We start from the raw sequence: 20,234 nt of genomic DNA, 5'->3' as shown, positions 1-20,234 counted from the left end.
AAAAGACCGAAACAAAGGCCAATCTATTGGAATCCAATTTGCGAATAGGGCTTAAGATATTTCCCACATTGATAATTACAAACTTGTGGGCACATCCCGAGGCTAGTCTACTTTAAGGAATGGTTCCAACTCATCACTTGTCGCTACTCGGCAATTAGCAAGTTCGGCATCTCTAACGCTAAAATACCTATCCCCAGATTCCGTGTCGCAGAACCCACTATGGCCAGCACACGCTTCAGGGCAATGGTTGGTAATTGTAGTGTTCGTCTGGAAGAAACCACCTCCAAAATAGTTGGTTACATTATCAGAGGTGTTATAGCAAAATATTACTGACGGCTTCGTTGTACAAATCTTGCCCTCCAAAGCATAACCTCTGGATCGGGCATAATATGCTTCGTAATCAGCTTTTTCTGTTTCATCAATTAGCTCGCCGAGCGCGGATACAGTTGCTGAAATACTGCCGCCGCCCTGTGCGAGACCTTGAAGAGCATTTAAAATAGCCCTGTTCTTTCTGCTGGAAGCTTGTTGTTCCTCTTGCATGCCTCTCATTTTAACGATGAGGCTTGCATATGTGGGATCCTCTGGATCAAATTCCGGAGCGTATCCAGCCTTGATAGGCAGAAGTCCACCTGCAATGAATATTTGCCGATAGAAGCCGCCATTATCACCTTCCATTTTAACCCGTACGAATTCAGTGCTCCCAATCATGGAAAGTGCCTGGAGAGATAAATCACCGAGGCTTCTGATTGCATTTGCCTCTATCTGGGTTATCGCTTCCCCTGCCTTAAAGCCTCCAAAGTAAGCGGGGGACAATGGCGCAACGTATTCAATGACGTTTGAGCTGTCATTCATGACAAGCCCAAAGGCATTGAACACTAAATATTTTTGCCAGATGTCAGGGTCCTGGGACGCTGGAAACTGCGAAAGGGGAAGGCCAAATGAATTTGGATGATCGTACGACTGTGGATTTACAAAAAACGTATCGACATCGGAGCCGCCCCCATACCGATAATTTCTAAAACGCGTGTAAATTCCTGTGTCAGAATCTGGAACGCTCCCAAAACTGAAGCCAAGCTTTCTTACATTAGGGTCTTCAAAAAGTTCCTTTGCACACAGCGCGTCAGCACAGGAACCCTGGAGGCCTTCGGTTCCAGCCGTATAAACAAATATTGTTTCTAGGAATTTATCACCTGTGTTCATTCCATGAAGGAAAGCAGGTGATCCTATCAATATTTCTCCTATGCGAAATGTCCCGTCTGGGCCAAATATCTCCGCACCAAAGTTCTGAAGTGCGATCGCATTTGCTTCTGCAATTATCTCCGGAGCGATAATATCAATTTTTGCTTCTGTGTTAGAGGTATTTGAAATAGATTTATCGGAAATCAAATTGCTTTTTAGTTCATCGATCTTTGGGCAGGCCTCAGCATGTCCACCTTCACACGCCATTATATACAACTCTAGGGCGCGCGCCTTATCTTGAGCTACATTAAAGATGCCAGTTTCATAATCTCTACCTAAAGCATAGCAATTTCTCGCATAGCCGAGTTCGCACGACTTTATCAGTAATTTATATTTTTGGACTTTTTCTGGTAAGGGCAGATTGTTGCTTGCATCATCACAACTTTTTGCGTGCCCACCTTCGCACGCCCTAATGTATAGCTCTACAGCACGCGACTTGCGTTCTGTCGCTGTTTTTTCGCGGATTTCTTCGTAATACAAGGCATTGTAATGATCTCCTGCGCGCGCGCAGGCCTCAACATTATTGCCGTTGCTCTCACATATCGTTTCGTCGGCGGTCATCGATTGAGCAATTGCTGGATATCCAGCAAGAAGAACAATTCCACCAAGCAAGTAAATAAATGAACTAACAATCCGCATAGACGGCTCCTCAGAAAGCGCGACCACACGCATTAGATTTTTTAATAAGGCACCGAAAACAATCCAACGCCCAGATGATTTAACTAAAGGCAGCAGATTGCCATGGCCCCTACCCTATTTCAATTCTCAATTTGGCATCGCATGGCATGGAACACATCGCAAAATCCAACCATTAGAATAAAAACTGAAATCACATGAAGTGTCGTAGCGGAGGAGAGACTTGAACTCCCGACACGCGGATTATCATTGAGGCTAGGAAATCCAGCGGAGCACCCCTTACCTGCTCATGCTGTTGCGTCTAATGATTGATCGCATTTAAGATTAACGCCCCAATCTGTTTCAACGTCGCTCAACCTGACGCATTCAAGCGCGGCCGCTTTGAACCCCAAGTGAAACCCAAAAGCTTGCCGCTCAGATATTTTCAACAACTCAAGGCAGCTTAGCTCAACACGCATCAGACGATGGTAGTAACGCGTCGCTTTTCTTTTTAAGTTTCACAAATCCCGCGTACGGCCGCCAGGGGGTTTTTGGTGTCGCCATTCAGGATTTCCAGAACTTGAAGCTTACATTTACGATCTTCAAACGATGTGATCGTTGTGGGCGCATTGTAAAAGCTGTGCCCAAACACAATTCCTGCGCTTTGCACATCCGCAACTTGCAATGTCCATGTGCTCTCACAGAAATCGTAACTCTTTCCGCCCTCGACAGTTACCCGAACGTTCAAAGGAAGACACTGCACATTTTGTATGGTTGATCCTGATGGAAGCGACTCGGATGGCGTGTTTGCCAACGCTGTTTCAATGTCACCAAGGCGCTGTTGAAGTTTAGAGGTTTCTAAAGAAACCGCCGTTTCCGCTCTAGCTTCAACTGCTCCAATTGCACGATCTTGCGCTTGGAGACGTCCTTCGAGGCCTGATAAGTCGACCTTCAAAGCCTCAAATTTTGATACCTCATCTCTCATAGCTGAAAGCTTGCCATCAACTTCAGATATACTTGCTGTGAGGCGGTTCATTTCAGTGTAGACGTCTTTGGCGACCCAGGCACCGGTAGCGATCATGGAAACAAAAGTGCCAATCAAGACAAAATTGGCTATGGAAGAAAAAACACTACGCTCGCTCATATCGGCTGTCCTTAAGTCGCAAAATTCAGTGGCTTTAAAATCAAAAGAGAATTGAGGTCCGCAATACCAAAATCAAATTGTACTATAAGAATTTAATTTCCAATTATACGCGTTCACCCTCGCCCCCCACCCCAAACCATACCCTGACACGCGGACATTGCCATCTTGTTTTAGACGGCATGAGGAAGAAGCTGACACCCAAAACAATCGACGCGCAGCCAACTGCGACCGGCAAACGCTATGAAGTGAACGACACCTTGCTGCCCGGCCTGCACCTGCGTGCGTCAGCCACAGATGGGAAGGTGTTCTACATCGCCAAGCGCGTAAATAAGCACATTCGCATCGGCGCGCATACCATCGCCGCAGTGACTCGCACATGATGAAATGTTCGCCAGTAGCCCCGAGCGGTGCAGTCGCCGAGGTCATAATCCTTCACCATGCGCCTTTGGGGACCACCGAATGGCCAAGCCGCCCCTCCACTAGGTCCGAGGGCTCTCGAAACCTCAGACCGAGGCCACCAGTGCTGCTATCAATTTCTGATCATGACCCGGCAAAAGCCATCCACCTTTGGTTGCCTGATTTGGGTGACGGGTGGGTGCCAATGCCGGGTTTTGGGGTCGCATTCACACCTGTCGGACGTGCGGCAGATCTGGTGAAGCAATGCAACTGCCAACCGCCCGAGAACTTCACTTCAGGGAAAAGCCAGCCTTCTTAAGTTTGCGCAACAAGCTGGCATAATAGGCGCTGCCGGCCGCTGCCCTGGCCTCATATGCGCGAAGCTTAGGTTTGATGGCGCAGGCGTGACCCAGCTCTGTCATAATTTGAAATGCCCGAACATAATCCTTCTTCATGTTACAGCGGTCGGCATATGTCTGGCCTGCCAGCAACAAACTCGCAGCTTCCATCTTGGTAGCGTTATTGTGGTTCATCTTGGCCATGACCTCCTTACAAGTAACGGTCATAACCCAGTATGGAAGCTGGCTGGTAGGGTAGTAACCGCCACAGCCCGCATATGCCGATGTCGGCAGGAAAGAAAATGCAATTAACAGCAATAACAAACGGCGCATCAAAAAATCCTATCTAAATAAACATCACGGTATCGCAGATTTTTTCACGGCGCAAAATATCCTACAGGCACCAGTTTTGATTTTCCCTGACAAGTCTTCTGAGGCCATCTTATTGGATAAATCGCCCAAGCAAAAAGAGACGATCAATGCCTGGTCAATGTAGATCTGCAAGATTTCTTCCCATCCATCTCAGAAAACCGGATCACCGGCCTTCTCGAATCTTTCGGCGATGTCCGCTTCGGAAAAAACAGGGCAGCTTCAGTCATAATCGACGTTCAGAATTCAGCCGACCTTTGCTGCTTGGCGGCGAATTGACGGGAAGGATTTACATGGCGAGCGAGACTTCCTGCGAATTTGCAGCCCGGTTAGCTATCTGAACCAATATCGCACTGCATTCCATCGGCGCAACCTAGAGCTAGGGTGTCGATATTCGGCTCCTACGCACTAACAGGAGAAATGCCATGATGAGTAAATTACGCGTTGCAGTGGCCGCGCTATTTTTTGTGCTGCCATCTACAGGGTTCGCACAAGACGGAACAATTCTGGTGATTGCCAGCCATCCAGTGGTTGACTATGCGCAATGGCGCACTGTCTATGATGGTTTTGCTGACGAACAGAGGGCGGGCGGCGTTCTGGAAGAAGAGGTTCTTCGAGATATTGAAAACCCGAACATGGTTTATGTCTTGCATCGGTTCACAGACGTGCCTGCTGCGAACGCCTATTTTGCGTCACCCGTTCTTCAAGCAGGGATGAAAGATGCCGGTGTTGCCGGGCCGCCCACGATCACGATCATTCGATCCGCGGATTAAGAAGTGTGGAAGTAATCCACCTCGCAAATCAATTTTTTTGGCCCGGGCAAATCTCGGGCCAAGCCCTGTTTGAAGAGCCTTGAAGCATTGGCCCCTGTGCGAATGGCTTTGTCACTGATTTAGAAATTTGCCTTTCCGCCGTCCCGCGGAAATTTTTCGCCAACAAATTTCATAAACTCGCGTACTCGCGGTTCCTGGTACGCCTCCTTCGATGCAACAAGCCAAAGTCCGCTTTTCATTTCATTGTCTGTGAAACACATCAAAAGCTCGGACAATTGATCGCCTTCGACACAGGGAAGCGCTCCAACCGCCTCTTCAGTGCGAAGCGATGCAGCCATGGATACAACAGAATCCACGGTGCCGGCAATTTTCGATCGATCCAAATGCTGATCTACATAACTCATAGCCTGGATCCCCTTCATCATCGCGTCAGGGAAACACAGGTAGGCGTGTTCCTTTAACTCTTCGATGGAGCGCGGCATGCCCTTGGCGGCCAAATATGACTTGCTACAATAAATGCCCCATCTGACGGGCGGAAGTTTTCTGGCGACTAATGTGTCGCCCGAAATTTTGTCAGCTGCACGCAAAGCAACATCTGCCTCGCCATTTTCCAGCGATATGTAGCTTTCAGCTGAATTCACCTCAAACTGAACGTCTGGGTTGTTTTTACGATACTCAGATATTATCGGAAGCATCCAATGCGCCATGCTGGAGTGAGCAGCAGTCACGCGTATTTTCCCGCTTGATGCCCTCCCAAGATGGGTGGCCCTCGTTTTGACGCTTTCGGCGGCTTCACCCATGCTTGCAGCCACTTCAAGCATATTTCTGCCCTGGGCAGTCAGTGCGTATCCCCTGGTATCGCGTTCAAAAAGCGTCAGCCCCAGCGCCGTTTCCAGCGCCTGCATACGCCGTCCAACCGTCGTCTGGTTGATGTTCAATTTTCCCGAGGCCGCCAAGGTAGAGCCTTCTCGCGCAACCGCAAGAAATATCCTGATGTCATTCCAATCCAGCATCAGCACTTCCCCTGAATGTCATTCTGCAACGAAGCCTGACCAAACTGCAAGAACGTAGATACCGGGCGATGGGTGCTTGAGCCATCATCGCTTTGTGAAGCAGTACATTTAGGAGAAAGCAAATGACCACATTGCCCATCAAAACCCGCGAAATGCACAACCACCATATGGATAGCACGATCTGGAACGATATCGACTTTCGTGACGATGATATCGTCATAGCGACCTATGCAAAGTCAGGTACATCCTGGATGCAGCAGATCGTAAGCCAGTTGATCTTTCAGGGGCAGACGGACTTGCCCGTCTCGGAAATGTCTCCCTGGGTTGATCTTCGTGTGCCACCGAAAGAGGTTAAACTTCCCGCAATTGCCGCACAGACCCATCGCCGGTTCTTGAAAACCCATTTACCGGTCGATGCCTTGGTCTTCTCGGAAAAGGTCAAATACATCTATGTCGGCCGCGACGCCCGGGATGTGATGTGGTCCCTGCACAATCACCACACCAACGCGAACGCCAGTTGGTACGACGCCCTCAACAACACACCTGGACGCGTCGGCCCCGAGATTGGAACGCCCCCCGAAAGCGCTGCGGAGTATTTCACCCATTGGCTGGACAATGAGGGTGCGCCATTCTGGCCCTATTGGGAAAATGTCCGCAGCTGGTGGGAACTGCGCGATCAGGCCAATGTGAAGCTCATCCACTTTGCAGATCTAAAGCATGATTTGCCTGACCAGATTGTCAAGATCGCCGCATTTCTCGACATTGAGGTGACGCCCGACACGATGGAGAAAATCCTGCATCATTGTTCATTCGACTACATGAAAAACCATGCCGCAGATTCTGTGCCACTGGGTGGTGCATTCTGGGATGGCGGTGCAAAAACCTTCATTCACAAAGGAACAAACGGGCGCTGGAAAGACTCACTGCCACAGGCGACAAGCGAACGTTACGAGCAAATTGCTATCGCAGAACTGGGTGAGCCTTGCGCCAACTGGCTCAAAAACGGCACGTTGTAAGCCGTAGTCTGGAGCGGCGGTCAGAGACGCCGCTTTCACCCACGGTCCTTTTCAGATCGTCACTGATCAGGATCGCCCAGCATCAGGTTGCCGACCATAGGGTACAGAAATCCGTTTTCGATGACGCCCCGTCGCCGCGGCAAAGCTGCATAAAAAACCTTGGTAGATATGGATGACAGCAATTCCGTAACTATTATTTTTCAATGGGACACCGTTGAACGCGCCCAGGCATTCGCGGCGGATCCAATACTCGAAGGGGCGAGTATTGGCCTGGGACAGGCATCGACGCCACCGTTAAGTTGAGGTCCAGCTAATCTAGGGTTGTCCCTGACAAGGCTCTTTTGGTCGTCTTATTGGATAGATCGTCCAGCCACAAAGGAGACGATCAATGGCCAACACCATCACCCTCAAACAGCTCTGCACCGAACTGAAACTCGACCCACGCGAAGCTCGCGAACGTCTGCGTACGGCGGCACGTGACCCAAGGAAGCATCCTGAACTGGCGAAGATGCACAAACCTCGCGCACCTTGGAGCTGGGTAAAGGGATCAGCCGGGGAGAAGGAGGCGAGAGCGGTTTTTGACAAGCGCTAATCCTATGTTATCCAGTTTGCGGCAAGGATGGTTCACTGGGCATTTTCTTGAAAAGAGATCAACATGGCCGAAACTCAAATTGAGTGGACAGACGCAACTTGGAACCCAGTTGCAGGATGCAAAATACAATCAGCTGGTTGCACCAACTGCTACGCGATGCAAATGGCAAAGCGTTTGGAAGCGATGGGAGTTGATAAGTACAAAGGCCTCACAAGACGTTCTGGTAAAAGGACAGTTTGGAATGGCGTTGTCCGCGAAGATCGCAGCGCTCTGGATACACCCAAAAGCTGGAAAAAACCTCGAAAAATATTTGTAAACTCAATGAGCGATCTATTCCATGAGGCCGTTTCAGAGGCATTTATTTTAGATGTCTGGCAAGTAATGAAAGAAACACCGCATCACAATTATCAAATATTGACCAAGCGCCCTGATCGAATGGCAGACATTATCGGTCGTAACTTCCCAACCCCCTTGGCGAATGTATGGCTCGGCACAAGTGTCGAAGACGAAAACGTAAATAGTCGAATTGACGACCTGCGCACCGTGCCTGCAGCAATCCGATTTATCTCGTTCGAACCGTTAATAGGATCGGTAGGAAGGGTGGATTTGGCAAAAATCCATTGGGCTATTGTTGGAGGGGAAAGTGGCCATCGCGCTAGGCCGATTAAAGAAGAGTGGATAGACAACATCTTTCAACAGTGCCTTCAGCAAGATGTAGCCTTTTTCTTTAAGCAATGGGGCACGTGGGGCAAAGACAATAAAAGGCGCTCAAAGAAGGCAAACGGTCGAGAATACAAAGGTCGAGTTTGGAACGAGATGCCCGCAAGTCTTTCACTTTAGCATTTCTGCCATTTAGCAGAAAGGCACAACCAATTCCGCTGAAAAGATAACGTAGTGTGTTGACAAATCATAGCGCAATGCGTTGGCTCACATTATGAAAAATCCATTTAGGTGGGATGGTGCCGGGTCGGCACCATCGATAGAAACCCACACTAAACGCAAACTTGAAGTCATTAAGAATTATCTCGATGTTTATTTTGATACGGTCGTTCCTAACCCAGCGACTGACGATCTCAATATAACATTGGTAGATGGTTTCTGTGGTGGCGGATTGTATATTGATGGCACGGAACATGTTCCGGGCAGCCCGCTACTCTTGCTTCAAGCAGTTTCAGAGGCCACCGAGCGTCTAAATGAAAAGCGCATTAAACCACTGAAAGTGAATGCAAGGTTCATATTTATCGACATCAACAGGGACCACGTTGAAAGCTTGAAACGGGTGGTCATGTCGTCAGAATTTTGGGATCAAAACAAGAACAACATCAGTTTTATAACAAGCAGCTTTGAAAAAGCGCTACCAGATATAATTCAAACAATTAAATCAAAGCAACGCGTCGGACGTTCTATATTTGTATTGGATCAAAAGGGCTATAAAGACGTCCCGATGACCACCATTCAAACGATATTCAAGCACCTCGACCGCGCAGAAGTACTTCTGACTTTCGCTATAGATGCAGTCTTGAATTATCTAAGAGAGCAATCTTCTTCAGAGCAATTGTATCAACAGTTTGGTGTAAACGAGGAATTCGTCGCTTTTTGGAACGAAAAAAAGGACGATGACGAGTTAGGTCGCGCGGTGACCCAGCAGGTGCTTATCAACAAAATCCACAGTAGAAGCGGTGCACAATATTTTACGCCCTTTATGCTATGGTCGAACACCGACAATCGATGGATGATGTTGGCCCATATGTCTCATCACCAAGCTGCTCGTGACAAAATGCTGTCCGTTCATTGGGATACACAAAATAGGTTTACACATATTGGCAAGGGCAGCTTATTCCACCTAGGCTTCGACTATCGGAATTTTGAATCTCGCAACAGCCTATTCAATTTCAATGAAAACGACTTGCTCAAACTAAAGAACGAACTAGAAAATGAGCTTCCACGAGAACTTCATTCAGTTGCTAGTTCTGATCAGCAGATCAATGTGAAGGACTTTCTGGCAGCAATTGGAAACCGCACTGCAGCACGAAACGAACACATTTTTTCAGCACTGACTAAGCTTGCCCAAGAACGGGAAATTGAAATTTCCAACAAAGACGGACGTCCAAAACGTTCTAGCACCGAGATCAAGATTTCTGATCAGATCATTCTGCCACAGCAACGTTCATTCTTTTCCAAGATCCCGTAGCCTGCTCGAACCAAAACACAATTTATAGAATATCAAAATCCCATCTAATAGGGGTTGTCGAATTACTTCTAAATGCTAACCAACTACCCCACCCCTTCGCATCCAAGCCCACGCACTTGTCACCCAGAATGCAACCCCGGGCACTCCACGCGCAAACAGGTTCGCATGACGCGAGACCTAACCACCGATCAACCATTTGAATGAAAAAGAAAAATCACACGAAGTGTGTGGTAGCGGAGGAGAGACTTGAACTCCCGACACGCGGATTATGATACCGATACAGGTTCAATAAAATCAATGGATTAGATATGAAATGTCAAATCCATGTCAAAGCCAGAGTTTGAATTGGCCGCTGTTGGAACAAACTAGTTTGATGTGCACGCCGCCTTGGATACTGGGCACTGGCTGGAATAGCAAAAGAGGGCCCAAGTGTTGTGCTGCATTCGGCGCTTTGCGAACTTTCGCCGACAGCACGCTCACCGCAACGCTACAAAATCAGTCCTTTGCCGCTCCCACGAGATAAAAATCGGGCAGAGCCCACCGGGAGCGGCACTTCATGGGTGAAGCTACGAGTTCCTCAACTCCATCTCCGCGTCAAGAAGTCCCTGCCTAATCGTGGCGACGAGTTCATCGCCACCTGCACTTAGGGCGTCGCGCATGATGGCACCAACAGCACTCATTATTCGTGAAATGGCAGAGTTGAATTCTCGATCCATCTCCAATTGTTTTGGCCGCATAAGATTGCGCATTGATATCTTGGCGACGCGGTCGCTTGCAGACGGATGCGTGTCGCCATCGTTGTCTGGACCTTCAAACGCGCGGAGAATCTCAAGGGCTAGTAGCATCAGCGACCCGCCAGCTCCCGTCGTTGTGTATGGGTTCGAAAGACGTGGGAACGGCTCGAACTCAAGTTGTTCACAGACTTTCGCCGCAAACGCGTCAGCCTTGAACTCCTGCGCCTTGGGGTCATCACCGACTTTGCGATGATTGAGGACATGATGGCCAAACTCGTGTGCGATTGTAAAATACTCCATCGCCCAAGCAACCTGTTCAAATAGATGAAATTCCGCGGGTGATGACGGCCGGTAGGGTGCGAGGATGTGCGTACCGGTCCCGGAGAAAGACACAAAAATCCGAAACCAATAGAGAACGAGATTTGGATGCTTCAGAAGAAATCCTCGATCGGTCGCCGGGTCAGATTTTTTGGAAGTCCAATGCGCAACACCAGCATTCAGTGTGCGGGTATATGCTCGTGCAACCAGACCGCACCATCTGAACAAGAAGGAACTCACCGAGATTATCCCTTGATCGGTCATGATCACGTTGATGAGTGATGCTGCAACTCCAACCTTAGGATCGATCGCGACTTCGAGCTTCTCGTGGGATGTTTCACCAGTTTCTAAAATCACCTTTCGAACGTGGTCTGCGAGTACATTTAATCTATACTCGAGGCCCGGACCAACACCTGGGCTGTTGGGGTTCTCAAGATCGCTGTGGACGCCATCCGACTTGTGGAGGAACGCGATTTCAACTTCCGACCAGCCTACTTTTTCCAATGCACTTGTGAGCAGCTCACGCTGTGCCGCCTCATCCGCGTTATCTGGCACATGTAAAGCCGAATTTGGATCGGCAGCAGCCCTTTTAAATATCTGTACCCAAAGATTACGGGCAGCGTCATTTCGCTGGGTCATTCGAGAACACTCAAAACCTCGGTGCCTCGCTTGACCACAACGCGCCTCACATGTTCTCGGATGTCGTCGATCGAATGATCAACAGCCAATTCAACCACGCGCTCTTGACGACCACGTCTTTCTCTCCAATGCGCGTACGGATAGTCCGAAATGCGGGAAAATATGGACTCATCGCGCGGATGCGGCATCGGCTTCGTGCATCCGCTATTGATTGGACAGAGCCAGATTGAGTCCCTATGCGCGTCAATCAAAGATCTCGTATCGATCTCAAGAACATCGTGCTCTTGGTCGCGATAGGCTTTCGCACTGGTTAGCTTGTGGAGACGTTTCTCAGATAGCCAAAAGAAGGCCTTAGCATTCAGCAACTCGTACCAATCAGATGGGGAAAGGCGGGCAGGCAAAGCTCTACGAAGCCCCGAATCGCTCATCGGTATCTGGTCGCGCACAACGGCACGAGGCAGGCCTTCGCCTATAACTTCGACACTTTCCGGTCTATGCCGACTTTCAATCTCGGTCCGCCTTGGCGGTTCGATTGCATATTGGTCCAAGAGTGCGCTGGTACTCAGCAGGCCATATTTTTTGATTGATGGCCATGAGCCTCGCTCAGCCATATGGTAAAGCGTCGGGCAGTCCGCGACTAGTTCTTCAAGTTCTCCTTCGGTCACCATGCTCTCCTGTCTATAACGTTTCGCCAGTTGAAATCCGTCGAAAGCAAGGAAACTGGCCGACCCGATATTCTCTCAATCTCCCCCACGAAACTGATTGTTTCGTCAGAAAGCTGCTCAAAGCGAAAGGCCCCTCGATTGTTTACGTCGAAATAATCGACGAAAGTCAGGGCGATGTCAGTTGGACCATTTAGCTGTACAGAGTCGCGAAACTGCAGCCAGTCGAACTCCGCGATCCGTCGCGGCCTGTCGGTGGTGGTCGTCCGCTCACTGCGCTCCAGTTCCTCCAACGGAATGTCGCTCCGCCGATGGATTTCGGCCATATCGACCTCATGAGCCATCGGACCTGATGGCCCTCCTACCCTGATCGGATAAGTGCGACAGACCATGATGACCTTACGAACGTTCGATGGCGCGATGCCCGCATCAGCAAGACAGCCGGAAACAGTGGTATCCCTAGTCGTGACATGAGGATAATCGCCGTGGTGTAGGCTCAGTCCAGTGCCCTGCGTACCCTCGAGCAATATCCGCTGGCCAGCCACCATCGCGTCTGCCAAGACCTGTCGCGCGCTTCCCAAGTAAGGTTGTAGAACCTCGCAGTCACGGGCTAAAAACGCCGTTTTCTCTTCCTTGTAGTCCGACCGACCGGTCATTTTACGGGCGGACGCAATGCCAACGCCCTGCGCTGTGGAGCTGATGCTGCCGAACCGCTCCGCCTCCTCTTCGCGGTCCGCATCGGTGATAATCATCGCGCGTGGATCAATGGTGAGCCTCTCGGCGTCAACTTTATGCTCGGCGATCTCTTCAAGAAGCTTCTTGGGGTAGATTACAGCACCTGGACCAAGGAGCAGCTTCGCGTTCGGAGCCCGCTGGGTGCCGGAAGGGAGGTGGTAGTATTTCTCTGGCTTAGGTTCCGCATAAACCTGATGACCGGCATTCGGACCGCCGACTCGCACTAGAAGATCGTATTCCGGCGCGATGTGGCCGACGATGTTCCCTTTGCCTTCGCTTCCGAACTGACCGCCAATCAGCACATCGACCAAGGCATCGTTTGACCGCGGATAAAGATTGAGAAGCGAGGTGGCCCGAACAAGCACGGCTTCTTCACTGCAACGGTCCGTCGAGACGACGATATCTGCGACCTCAGCGAGCTTATCAATGTCGCGCTCAGTCCGATTTTTCTTCAGCTCGTCGTAGGTGACCGCTTCGTCATCCGCCCTGCTCCGTGCTTCGTAACGCTTGCGCAACTCGTCGTCTGTAGCGGTCAGGTGGATGTGATGGACTTCGGTGCCGTATGCTCTTCGGATCGCCTCGATCTGACCCAGGATGCGAACCGAGTCGACTACGTAGAGACCCTTTGGTGTCTGTCCGATCGCATAAGCGTCGATTGCACGCTGTAGGGCCTCTCCGACCCAGGCTCCACCATTTTCTCGATCGAGTTTTTGCCCCGCCCGTTGCAAAGCTTTGCGCTCGGGCCTGGTCTTGGGGGCTTTTTTGAGAATTAGTTCGCGTGTCTTGATAATCTTCGCGCCATGCTTTTCTTTGAGCAGCCGCACCAAGGCTGACTTGCCGGAACAGATGGGACCGGAAAGCAGTACAATACGAAGTTTTGCGTTCCCGAAAGCCAATTAGAGCAACTCGAGCTGCACCCGCTTAGGCGGGATATCGTAGATGGTCACAAACAAGCCGGCACGCACCATCACATCATCAAGCATCTCTTCTATCGTTGACCAATCGCCGCCTGCAGACCCTGTACCTATCTTTGGCATATGAATGGTTGCCCCAATGGATGCGGCATGATCAGCAACTTGTTCCAGACAGGATTGCAATGCTGCATATCTAATTCGGGGGAAAAGCGATGGACCGAACCCTTCCTGTCCGATGAGACTTGCGATGGTTATGTCCTCGCCCGCTTCCGAAAATATTACGTGTCCCAACCGATCGCGCTGCGGAACCTGTATGACTTTCTCAGTATATGCCACTTCCGCGTCCGGGAAACGCTTCGCAATTTTGCGCGCGACACCACCTCCCCATTTGATGGCCTTGTCGTTGACCAACTGACAGATGATCTTCTTGCCGCCGTTGCGAGGCTCCAAAACACTTCCGTGGATCTGGCGTATCGGAAGGTGATTTTCTTGAGCTTGGTCGAATCTAACCAACCCTGCTACACGCGGGTAAACGCTTCCAGGATAAGCCGTAAGCCCGACACACTCGATCTGTGTTGGGACGCCCAATACCCAAGATTCGACCGAGCGATCAGTGTGCCCAATAGCAGTGCAGCGATGCACAATGCTCTCATCGGGAATTACCATTCCCGAAAGAGGAACCTTTGGAGCAGTCGGTGAGCTAACGAAATAGTCAATCTTGTAACGTCGCCTACCGTTATCGGCCACAGTTGGAGAAGAAACAAAAATCCCGATAGGCTGGTTGGATATTTTGGCTAAGCGAATAAGAAAGGCTTCCGCCGAGACGTCGTACTCACGGCGCTGACGCATCAAGTCCTCAATCGAGGGAATGTCCGATGCAGCCGACAGGCTGCCAATCGGAAGCACAAACTCCGAAGCCGCCAGATTGCACAGCATTTCCAGTTGCCAGTCATCCGCTGCCTTGTCGCCACCCCGGTTTCGGACCTGCTCCGACCAATCGGGAAAGAGGAGGTGCGCTATCTCGTGCGCAATTGAGAATCGCACCCGCTCTCGTGGCTGTTGAGGATTGAACTCAATCTTCGGACCGCTTTTTGTCGCCACCAATCGAGCGTCGGCGACGTTTGAGTTGGCCTCGACCTGCACCCCCAGCATTTCGGCGATGTGAAGTGGGTTAAACGGTGGGCCTTCCCAACCGTTTTCGCGCGCTCTCAAAACGAGCGAGCGTGCTGCATCCTCTATCGCGGTCAACGGGTCCGCGTTCTTAGCAAAAGCCCTTACCGAGGAGTTGGTCCATTTAATTGAATAAGCATTTAACATGTTGGCTCGATAAGAATAATCCTTGGCACGCAGACCGCGCGAAGACGCATTGAGTATTCTGCCCTCGTAAGCAGACTTTAAACCAAGTCGAACAAAGTGTGAACTCAGTTATTTCTATCGAACAGCTGCTTTCTGCAAGCAGCTTAGGCGACTTCGCAAGCTCAAGGGATGCCCGCTTTCGGCCCAATATTGAGATTGATCGACAACGGCCGCCTTTAAAATGCCTCACCGAGCCGATCTCGGCAGCCCAAGAGAGGCCAAATCCAGCCCAATTATCTCAAGTCCCATGCCCACTCACCCCTCTCTTCGATTCCACACCAGATAGGCCGCGCCATCTTCCTCAAATAGCGCAGCCCTGATCGGCTCCGGAAAACTCGGATCATCAAGCAACACGCTGAGATAGTCGCGAGGTTCATCGCCTTTGGATTGCGCTTTCCACGCGGCGCCAAGTTCAGCGTGACCTGCGTAGACCCGAAAATCCGGCGCGCCTTCGGTTTTCTTTGCGTCATTGGCAACGATCCGGGTTTTGACGTTGACGGTCAGGGTGCGGATGGTGCCGGTATAACCCTCCTTTCCGGTCGTAAAATTTCCTATTGTGGCCATATCAGACCTCCTTTGTTTGAATCGCAGGTTTGGATTGACGCGCATCTTCCAGTTCCCGGCGTGCGCGTTTGAAGCCGGGATCGGCATTAATGAAGGCTTCAAGCATGAAGGGGATGAGCTCGGGCACGCCTTCTTTATTGCCATAGGTGCGGCGATAGATTTCTGCGTAATCGTTGAGCAGAGATTTCAGGTCCGCGCTGGCGGTGAAGCTGATCTTGGCAGTTGCGCGGTCGGGGAGTTTGTCAAGTTTGAGCATTTTTGAAGAATCTCCTCAGCCGTGATGGGGTCGCAACACCATGTCCTTGTTGACGATGATGCGGAGCGGCCAGCCGGGGCGGATGGTCAGCGTGGGTTGAATATTGAGATTGCGTTCGACCAGATCCTGTCCGACCTTGTCGGCATTCTTTTGGGTGGACTCGCGGATCGCGGCTACCAGATCGCTTTCCTGATCGTCGAGGGTGAGTTCGCTGGAAACACCCAAGAACGTTGAAAGCGCGATACCAGACAGCAATTGCCATGTGTGAAAATCGACTTCATCGCTCAGACCAGAATAGCCAGCCATATCGGTTGCTGGGAGATTTTCGATCACTACAGAAGACCCGTCCGGCATGATGATGCGTTGCCAAACAATCAGCGCCCGCTCCTGCCCGAAGGCAATGACGCTGTCATAGGTGCCAATCACGCGTGAACCTTGCGGGATCAGCAGATAATTGCCGGATACACTATCGAAGATATTCTCGGTGACTTGGGCGATCACTCTGCCCGGCAGATCAGAATTCACGCCGGTGACCATGCTGGCGGCAATGATCGTGCCCGCCATGACCTGATAAGGCGAAACCGGATCCTGCAGCGTGAAGGGATTGTAGATATCTGCATCGACCTTTTGGCTGGCGAAGTCGATCTTGCGCGCCTGCAGGTTTTGATCATTCTGCAGATCGATATTCAGCTGGGTGCCATAGGTTCCATCCAAAGTATCAGCACCGGTCGGGCTTATCGCTTGTGCAGCTGAACGCTCGACTTCACCTCCAGATGGAAACGCTGCATCGGCGACCCGCATATTAAGCTGGAAGAATACGCCGGACTCCCTGCCCTGTTGGGTCATCCGCGCCTGACGAATGCGCTCGGCCCGCGCCGCGTCATCTTCCGGGCTTGGCCGGAACGGCAGTTGCGTCGAGGGCTCAATCCCGAGATCATGCTCCCTTTGCGCGATGGCGCTGCCGAGATCGCCTGGCAAAGGTGGACCAAGTTGCGGCACCGGCTTTTTGAGATCACTATAGCGTCTTGGCAAGCCCTCTAATCCTTCTGGCGTGGACTTGTTGTCGACATTGTAGAGTTCGCGGCCGGTCTCGCCACGCTTGAACAGGTTTGGCGGATCAAGGGCAAACAATGTCGCACCCCCGATCAGCAGCAATCCGGTACCTGACAGCAAATAAAGCATGCGCCGGTTGATCCGTGTGACCGGGCGCGGCTTGGCCCGGATCGCCAAATCCTCGGGATCAATCTTTGGCGTCGGTTCCTCACCTGATCCCGTCATTGATCGCCCCCATTGTTGGACGGGAACAGCACGCTCTTGCGGGGCTTTTGAGGTTGGCCATCGGTGCGGGTGATACGGACGATCTGTTGCGGATTTTCACCAAGACGGAGTTCGGCGGCGGCGAACAGGCGATCGACAATGTAATATTGGCCGCGGACGCGATAGTTGACGAGTTGGTTCTCGCCATCGGCGCCCACCACGAATAGAGGCGGTGCTTCGCCCTGATCCAGCCGCGCCGGGAACTGGATATAGACCTTATTGGTATCATCAAACACGCGCACCGGACGCCAGGGCGGCGTGTCGCCGGTGACGGCATAGCGGAAACGCAATTGATCGACCTTGAGATCGCGGTCGATGATTTGCTCCGCAGCTTGTTGCGCCAATTCATTCTGACGTTGCAAGGCAATCAATGAATCTCTTGGATAGGTCCAGGAGATCGAGGCCATGTATGCATTGATGTCACTGGTCAGTTCCAGATGATAGGCGCGCCGGTCGGTGATGATCACCAGATTGGTCTTCATACCCTCCTTGATCGGCTTGACCAGCACATGCGCGCGGGCAGCCTCACCTTCGCCACTGACAATGTCGCCGATAATCCAGCGGACTGTATCGCCAGCGGATACCGCAACAATGCTTTCCCCACGCTGCAGGGCAATATCGCTCACCTGTTCGGGGGCGGTGTAGAGCTGGTAGAGCGCGCCCTCTGCATAGGGATAGACCTGGATGGCGTTGAAGTAGCCTTCTGCCGTTGGTTCGACCTTTGCCGCTTCATTGGCACTGGAAATGCGTTCCTCGGGCGGACGCTCATCGGCAACGGGCACGACTGCGGCATCGGGCATAGGCTTCAATTGCCCAGGTAAAGGCAGAGGCTTCATCAGTTCGACGACCTCGACGGGCTTGGCAGGCTCAACTTGCACTATCGCTGGATCGAACGCGGCCTCGTCAAAACTGATCTGAGGCGGTTTTGGACGTGTGGCACATGCGCCAAGCGAGACCACTACAGCAACAGTGGTCATCAATTTAGCAGTTGTAAAAATATTCATTGGCCGTCTCCTGAAATCAGGTCCCGGCTCCAATTGAGCGCGTGGACGTAAATGCCTAAGGGGTTTTTCCTGAGCGCCGCCTCGGTGCGGGGGCGTTGCAGGACGATGGAGAGCGAGCCGGTATGGCGTGAGGTTTCTGCCAAGCTCCCGTTCTCAAAGCTCTGCTCGCGCCAACGGATTTCGAATGTGTCATCAGATGAGCGCACAACGCTGGTCACCTCGACGGTCACCGTGCGACGGCCAACCTTGGAGAACGGATCATTCTCGCGCGCATATTCGTTGAGAGTGTTGGCGGCACGGTCGGTGGCATAATCATAGGCCCGCAGCCAGTTCTGGCGCACAATGATCGGATCAATCGACAGTGACCGCACATTCTCGATGAACCGCGCTAGGTGATAGGCGATCTGGGCGTCGGTCGGATTATAAGCTTCAGCGGCCGCACCGACGGCCCGTACATCGCCAAGTTTGTCGACTTCGACAACAAAAGGCGTGATCGTGGTTTGCCCTGCCTGCCAGATGACGCCGCCGGAAAGGCCGATGGCGAGGGCCAAACACCCAAAGGCCATAAAACGCCAATTGCGGGCCTGAACCCGGGCCGAACCAATACGCTCATCCCAGACTTGCGCCGCCTTTTGATAGGGTGTGACCGGCTCCGGTGTTTGGCCATAGGCCGTGGTAGATCGTTTGAACATCTTTCTGCTCTCTCTCAATCGTCATTGTGCAATTTGGGATTTTCGCCGGATGCGGGCCGGTCACCATCGCGGATGGTGTGGGCGGCAATCGAGACGCCCTCGCGCATTTGTTGATGGCGACGCAGTTTTTGCGCCCAGGCTGGGGCACCATCTGAACTTGATGATGGGCTTGGTCTTTCCACGCCGCCGGATTGAGTGCCGCCTGTGGTGGCAAACGCCGAGCGCCTGCCCTCGGCAAAAGATTGGCGGACATCGGACGTGGCTTTGGCAGCGGCGCCTTTGACGCCCTGCCCAACCGCATCAACGCCAGCTTGAGCGACACCGGTCATGCCTGCCGCGATACCTGCTGCACCCGACGCGCCTGAAGTTGCTTGCGCCAGTTGATAGGCACCACTCGCGCCGCCTGCCATTGACGACGCCGCTTTGACTGCACCTCCCGCTCCGGCGCCAACTGCGCGCATACCGCCTGCAGCCAAGCCACCGGCTGCGGCACCACCAAGGGCGAGGCCGGCGACCGATCCGGCAACGGCCCCTGCACCGAGTTGCGGCGCACCAGAGACAAGCCCTGCGGCAATCCCTGGTCCGAAAATGCCGAGCATGAAGATCGATAGGGCACCAAGGACCGTCGCGGCGGCTTGTTGCAGAGTGACGTCGCCACCCGAAAACGATGAGACAAACGAACCAAATAAGGTAGAGCCAATGCCGACGATGACAGCCAAGACCATCAGTTTGATGCCAGCGGCGACCACATTGCCAAGCACCCGCTCCGCCAGAAACGCCGTCTTGTTCCACAGTGCGAACGGCACCAGCACGAACCCGGCCAATGTGGTCAGCTTGAACTCAAGAATGGTGATGAACAGTTGGATGGCGAGAATGAAGAAGGCGAGGAGCACCACGACCCAGGCAAACATTACAACCATGATGGTGACGAAGTTCTCAAAGAACGCCAGTGGTCCCAGGAGCTTTAAGACTTCGTCCAGCAATGGCGCGGCGGCATCATAACCAGTGGCCGCCACAAAGCCCGGACGCATCAGATCAGCGGCGCTGATCGGCGAACCGGTTGCGCGCAAGCCAAGCCCGGCAAAGCTATCGAAGATGATATTGGCGAGACTTTGGAAATTGTTGAGGATGAACGCGAAGGCGCCCACATAAAGCACCTTCTTAATCAGGGCCGGAATAACCGACTTGTCCTCGGCCAGGGCCCAGAACAGACCGGCAAGAGTGATGTCGATCCCGATCAGGATTGTGGTCAGGAACCCCACATCGGGACCCAAAAGACCAAACCCGGAATCGATATAGGTCACAAAGGTCTCGGTGAACCCATCGATGACATTGAGATCGTCCATCACCCCGCCCC

20 protein-coding genes are annotated in these 20,234 nt (G+C 52.0%); 6 read left to right on the top strand and 14 right to left on the bottom strand.

The window, feature by feature from the left end; translation table 11 throughout:
- Positions 1 to 102: 102 nt before the first annotated feature.
- On the bottom strand, positions 103 to 1,878 hold the full coding sequence (locus L1P08_RS14600) for a tetratricopeptide repeat protein (RefSeq protein WP_303617719.1): 1,776 nt from the start codon (positions 1,876 to 1,878) through the stop codon (positions 103 to 105).
- A gap of 487 nt (positions 1,879 to 2,365) precedes the next feature.
- Positions 2,366 to 2,998, bottom strand: coding sequence for a hypothetical protein (locus L1P08_RS14595; protein WP_303617718.1), 633 nt, complete (start codon positions 2,996 to 2,998; stop codon positions 2,366 to 2,368).
- A 179-nt stretch (positions 2,999 to 3,177) separates the two neighbouring features.
- On the opposite strand from L1P08_RS14595, the gene L1P08_RS14590 reads away from it, so the two are divergent.
- A complete protein-coding gene (locus tag L1P08_RS14590; RefSeq protein WP_303617717.1) occupies positions 3,178 to 3,378 on the top strand; it encodes a hypothetical protein in 201 nt (66 codons plus the stop codon).
- Positions 3,379 to 3,684: 306 nt separating this feature from the next.
- Here the strand turns inward: L1P08_RS14590 and L1P08_RS14585 are convergent, their stop codons facing one another.
- The gene (locus L1P08_RS14585) at positions 3,685 to 4,065 is read right to left on the bottom strand and encodes a hypothetical protein (protein ID WP_303617716.1); all 381 of its coding nucleotides are present in this window, start codon (positions 4,063 to 4,065) and stop codon (positions 3,685 to 3,687) included.
- 461 nt (positions 4,066 to 4,526) lie between these two features.
- Between L1P08_RS14585 and L1P08_RS14580 the strand changes: the two genes are divergently transcribed.
- Complete coding sequence (locus L1P08_RS14580) at positions 4,527 to 4,874, top strand: putative quinol monooxygenase (RefSeq protein ID WP_303617715.1); 348 nt, start codon at positions 4,527 to 4,529, stop codon at positions 4,872 to 4,874.
- 119 nt (positions 4,875 to 4,993) lie between these two features.
- Here L1P08_RS14580 and L1P08_RS14575 read toward each other — a convergent pair whose 3' ends face one another.
- Positions 4,994 to 5,887, bottom strand: coding sequence for a LysR family transcriptional regulator (locus tag L1P08_RS14575; RefSeq protein WP_303617714.1), 894 nt, complete (start codon positions 5,885 to 5,887; stop codon positions 4,994 to 4,996).
- A gap of 122 nt (positions 5,888 to 6,009) precedes the next feature.
- Between L1P08_RS14575 and L1P08_RS14570 the strand changes: the two genes are divergently transcribed.
- The 4 genes from L1P08_RS14570 to L1P08_RS14555 all read left to right on the top strand — a co-directional run bounded on the left by L1P08_RS14570 (position 6,010) and on the right by L1P08_RS14555 (position 9,686).
- Positions 6,010 to 6,903 carry a sulfotransferase domain-containing protein gene (locus L1P08_RS14570; RefSeq protein WP_303617713.1) on the top strand — a complete coding sequence of 298 codons (894 nt, stop codon included), beginning with the start codon at positions 6,010 to 6,012 and terminating at the stop codon, positions 6,901 to 6,903.
- 388 nt (positions 6,904 to 7,291) lie between these two features.
- Positions 7,292 to 7,495 (top strand): hypothetical protein, encoded by a 204-nt coding sequence (locus L1P08_RS14565; protein WP_303617712.1) that lies wholly within the window; start codon positions 7,292 to 7,294, stop codon positions 7,493 to 7,495.
- A 63-nt stretch (positions 7,496 to 7,558) separates the two neighbouring features.
- The gene (locus L1P08_RS14560) at positions 7,559 to 8,335 is read left to right on the top strand and encodes a DUF5131 family protein (RefSeq protein WP_303617711.1); all 777 of its coding nucleotides are present in this window, start codon (positions 7,559 to 7,561) and stop codon (positions 8,333 to 8,335) included.
- A gap of 94 nt (positions 8,336 to 8,429) precedes the next feature.
- Positions 8,430 to 9,686 carry a three-Cys-motif partner protein TcmP gene (locus L1P08_RS14555; RefSeq protein ID WP_303617710.1) on the top strand — a complete coding sequence of 419 codons (1,257 nt, stop codon included), beginning with the start codon at positions 8,430 to 8,432 and terminating at the stop codon, positions 9,684 to 9,686.
- Between the two features lie 566 nt (positions 9,687 to 10,252).
- On the opposite strand, the gene L1P08_RS14550 is transcribed toward L1P08_RS14555, so the two are convergent.
- From L1P08_RS14550 to trbL, 10 genes are all read right to left on the bottom strand, one after another.
- Positions 10,253 to 11,377: a phage exclusion protein Lit family protein gene (locus L1P08_RS14550; protein ID WP_303617709.1), complete on the bottom strand. Its 1,125-nt coding sequence runs from the start codon at positions 11,375 to 11,377 to the stop codon at positions 10,253 to 10,255.
- Positions 11,374 to 12,042 (bottom strand): DUF7002 family protein, encoded by a 669-nt coding sequence (locus L1P08_RS14545; RefSeq protein WP_303617708.1) that lies wholly within the window; start codon positions 12,040 to 12,042, stop codon positions 11,374 to 11,376. Before L1P08_RS14545 ends, L1P08_RS14550 begins: the two co-directional genes overlap by 4 nt.
- Positions 12,039 to 13,598: an adenylosuccinate synthetase gene (locus tag L1P08_RS14540; RefSeq protein ID WP_303619590.1), complete on the bottom strand. Its 1,560-nt coding sequence runs from the start codon at positions 13,596 to 13,598 to the stop codon at positions 12,039 to 12,041. The genes L1P08_RS14545 and L1P08_RS14540 overlap by 4 nt, the downstream gene beginning before the upstream one ends.
- Before the next feature lie 72 nt (positions 13,599 to 13,670).
- Positions 13,671 to 15,005 carry an ImmA/IrrE family metallo-endopeptidase gene (locus L1P08_RS14535; RefSeq protein ID WP_303617707.1) on the bottom strand — a complete coding sequence of 445 codons (1,335 nt, stop codon included), beginning with the start codon at positions 15,003 to 15,005 and terminating at the stop codon, positions 13,671 to 13,673.
- 294 nt (positions 15,006 to 15,299) lie between these two features.
- Positions 15,300 to 15,608 (bottom strand): DUF736 domain-containing protein, encoded by a 309-nt coding sequence (locus L1P08_RS14530; protein WP_303617706.1) that lies wholly within the window; start codon positions 15,606 to 15,608, stop codon positions 15,300 to 15,302.
- Position 15,609: 1 nt separating this feature from the next.
- Positions 15,610 to 15,864: a DUF2274 domain-containing protein gene (locus tag L1P08_RS14525; RefSeq protein WP_303617705.1), complete on the bottom strand. Its 255-nt coding sequence runs from the start codon at positions 15,862 to 15,864 to the stop codon at positions 15,610 to 15,612.
- A gap of 15 nt (positions 15,865 to 15,879) precedes the next feature.
- Positions 15,880 to 17,142, bottom strand: a complete 1,263-nt coding sequence (locus L1P08_RS14520) for a TraB/TrbI/VirB10 family type IV secretion system protein (RefSeq protein WP_303617704.1) — start codon at positions 17,140 to 17,142, stop codon at positions 15,880 to 15,882.
- Positions 17,139 to 18,185, bottom strand: coding sequence for a P-type conjugative transfer protein TrbG (trbG, locus tag L1P08_RS14515; RefSeq protein ID WP_303617703.1), 1,047 nt, complete (start codon positions 18,183 to 18,185; stop codon positions 17,139 to 17,141). Before trbG ends, L1P08_RS14520 begins: the two co-directional genes overlap by 4 nt.
- Positions 18,182 to 18,877, bottom strand: a complete 696-nt coding sequence (gene trbF, locus L1P08_RS14510) for a conjugal transfer protein TrbF (protein ID WP_303617702.1) — start codon at positions 18,875 to 18,877, stop codon at positions 18,182 to 18,184. The genes trbG and trbF overlap by 4 nt, the downstream gene beginning before the upstream one ends.
- 14 nt (positions 18,878 to 18,891) lie before the next feature.
- The gene (gene trbL, locus L1P08_RS14505; RefSeq protein WP_303617701.1) at positions 18,892 to 20,223 is read right to left on the bottom strand and encodes a P-type conjugative transfer protein TrbL; all 1,332 of its coding nucleotides are present in this window, start codon (positions 20,221 to 20,223) and stop codon (positions 18,892 to 18,894) included.
- Positions 20,224 to 20,234 lie beyond the last annotated feature (11 nt).

The organism is Mariluticola halotolerans, assembly GCF_021611515.1.
Lineage (GTDB): Bacteria > Pseudomonadota > Alphaproteobacteria > Rhizobiales > Devosiaceae > Mariluticola > Mariluticola halotolerans.
This window is presented reverse-complemented; position numbering and strand designations above follow the sequence as displayed.

Bases quoted from the DNA above. Each gene is read 5' to 3' on its own strand.
- L1P08_RS14600 (WP_303617719.1), bottom strand. From the start codon at position 1,878: ATGCGGATTGTTAGTTCATTTATTTACTTGCTTGGTGGAATTGTTCTT.
- L1P08_RS14595 (WP_303617718.1), bottom strand. From the start codon at position 2,998: ATGAGCGAGCGTAGTGTTTTTTCTTCCATAGCCAATTTTGTCTTGATT.
- L1P08_RS14590 (WP_303617717.1), top strand. From the start codon at position 3,178: ATGAGGAAGAAGCTGACACCCAAAACAATCGACGCGCAGCCAACTGCG.
- L1P08_RS14585 (WP_303617716.1), bottom strand. From the start codon at position 4,065: ATGCGCCGTTTGTTATTGCTGTTAATTGCATTTTCTTTCCTGCCGACA.
- L1P08_RS14580 (WP_303617715.1), top strand. From the start codon at position 4,527: ATGATGAGTAAATTACGCGTTGCAGTGGCCGCGCTATTTTTTGTGCTG.
- L1P08_RS14575 (WP_303617714.1), bottom strand. From the start codon at position 5,887: ATGCTGGATTGGAATGACATCAGGATATTTCTTGCGGTTGCGCGAGAA.
- L1P08_RS14570 (WP_303617713.1), top strand. From the start codon at position 6,010: ATGACCACATTGCCCATCAAAACCCGCGAAATGCACAACCACCATATG.
- L1P08_RS14565 (WP_303617712.1), top strand. From the start codon at position 7,292: ATGGCCAACACCATCACCCTCAAACAGCTCTGCACCGAACTGAAACTC.
- L1P08_RS14560 (WP_303617711.1), top strand. From the start codon at position 7,559: ATGGCCGAAACTCAAATTGAGTGGACAGACGCAACTTGGAACCCAGTT.
- L1P08_RS14555 (WP_303617710.1), top strand. From the start codon at position 8,430: ATGAAAAATCCATTTAGGTGGGATGGTGCCGGGTCGGCACCATCGATA.
- L1P08_RS14550 (WP_303617709.1), bottom strand. From the start codon at position 11,377: ATGACCCAGCGAAATGACGCTGCCCGTAATCTTTGGGTACAGATATTT.
- L1P08_RS14535 (WP_303617707.1), bottom strand. From the start codon at position 15,005: ATGTTAAATGCTTATTCAATTAAATGGACCAACTCCTCGGTAAGGGCT.
- L1P08_RS14530 (WP_303617706.1), bottom strand. From the start codon at position 15,608: ATGGCCACAATAGGAAATTTTACGACCGGAAAGGAGGGTTATACCGGC.
- L1P08_RS14525 (WP_303617705.1), bottom strand. From the start codon at position 15,864: ATGCTCAAACTTGACAAACTCCCCGACCGCGCAACTGCCAAGATCAGC.
- L1P08_RS14520 (WP_303617704.1), bottom strand. From the start codon at position 17,142: ATGACGGGATCAGGTGAGGAACCGACGCCAAAGATTGATCCCGAGGAT.
- trbG (WP_303617703.1), bottom strand. From the start codon at position 18,185: ATGAATATTTTTACAACTGCTAAATTGATGACCACTGTTGCTGTAGTG.
- trbF (WP_303617702.1), bottom strand. From the start codon at position 18,877: ATGTTCAAACGATCTACCACGGCCTATGGCCAAACACCGGAGCCGGTC.
- trbL (WP_303617701.1), bottom strand. From the start codon at position 20,223: ATGGACGATCTCAATGTCATCGATGGGTTCACCGAGACCTTTGTGACC.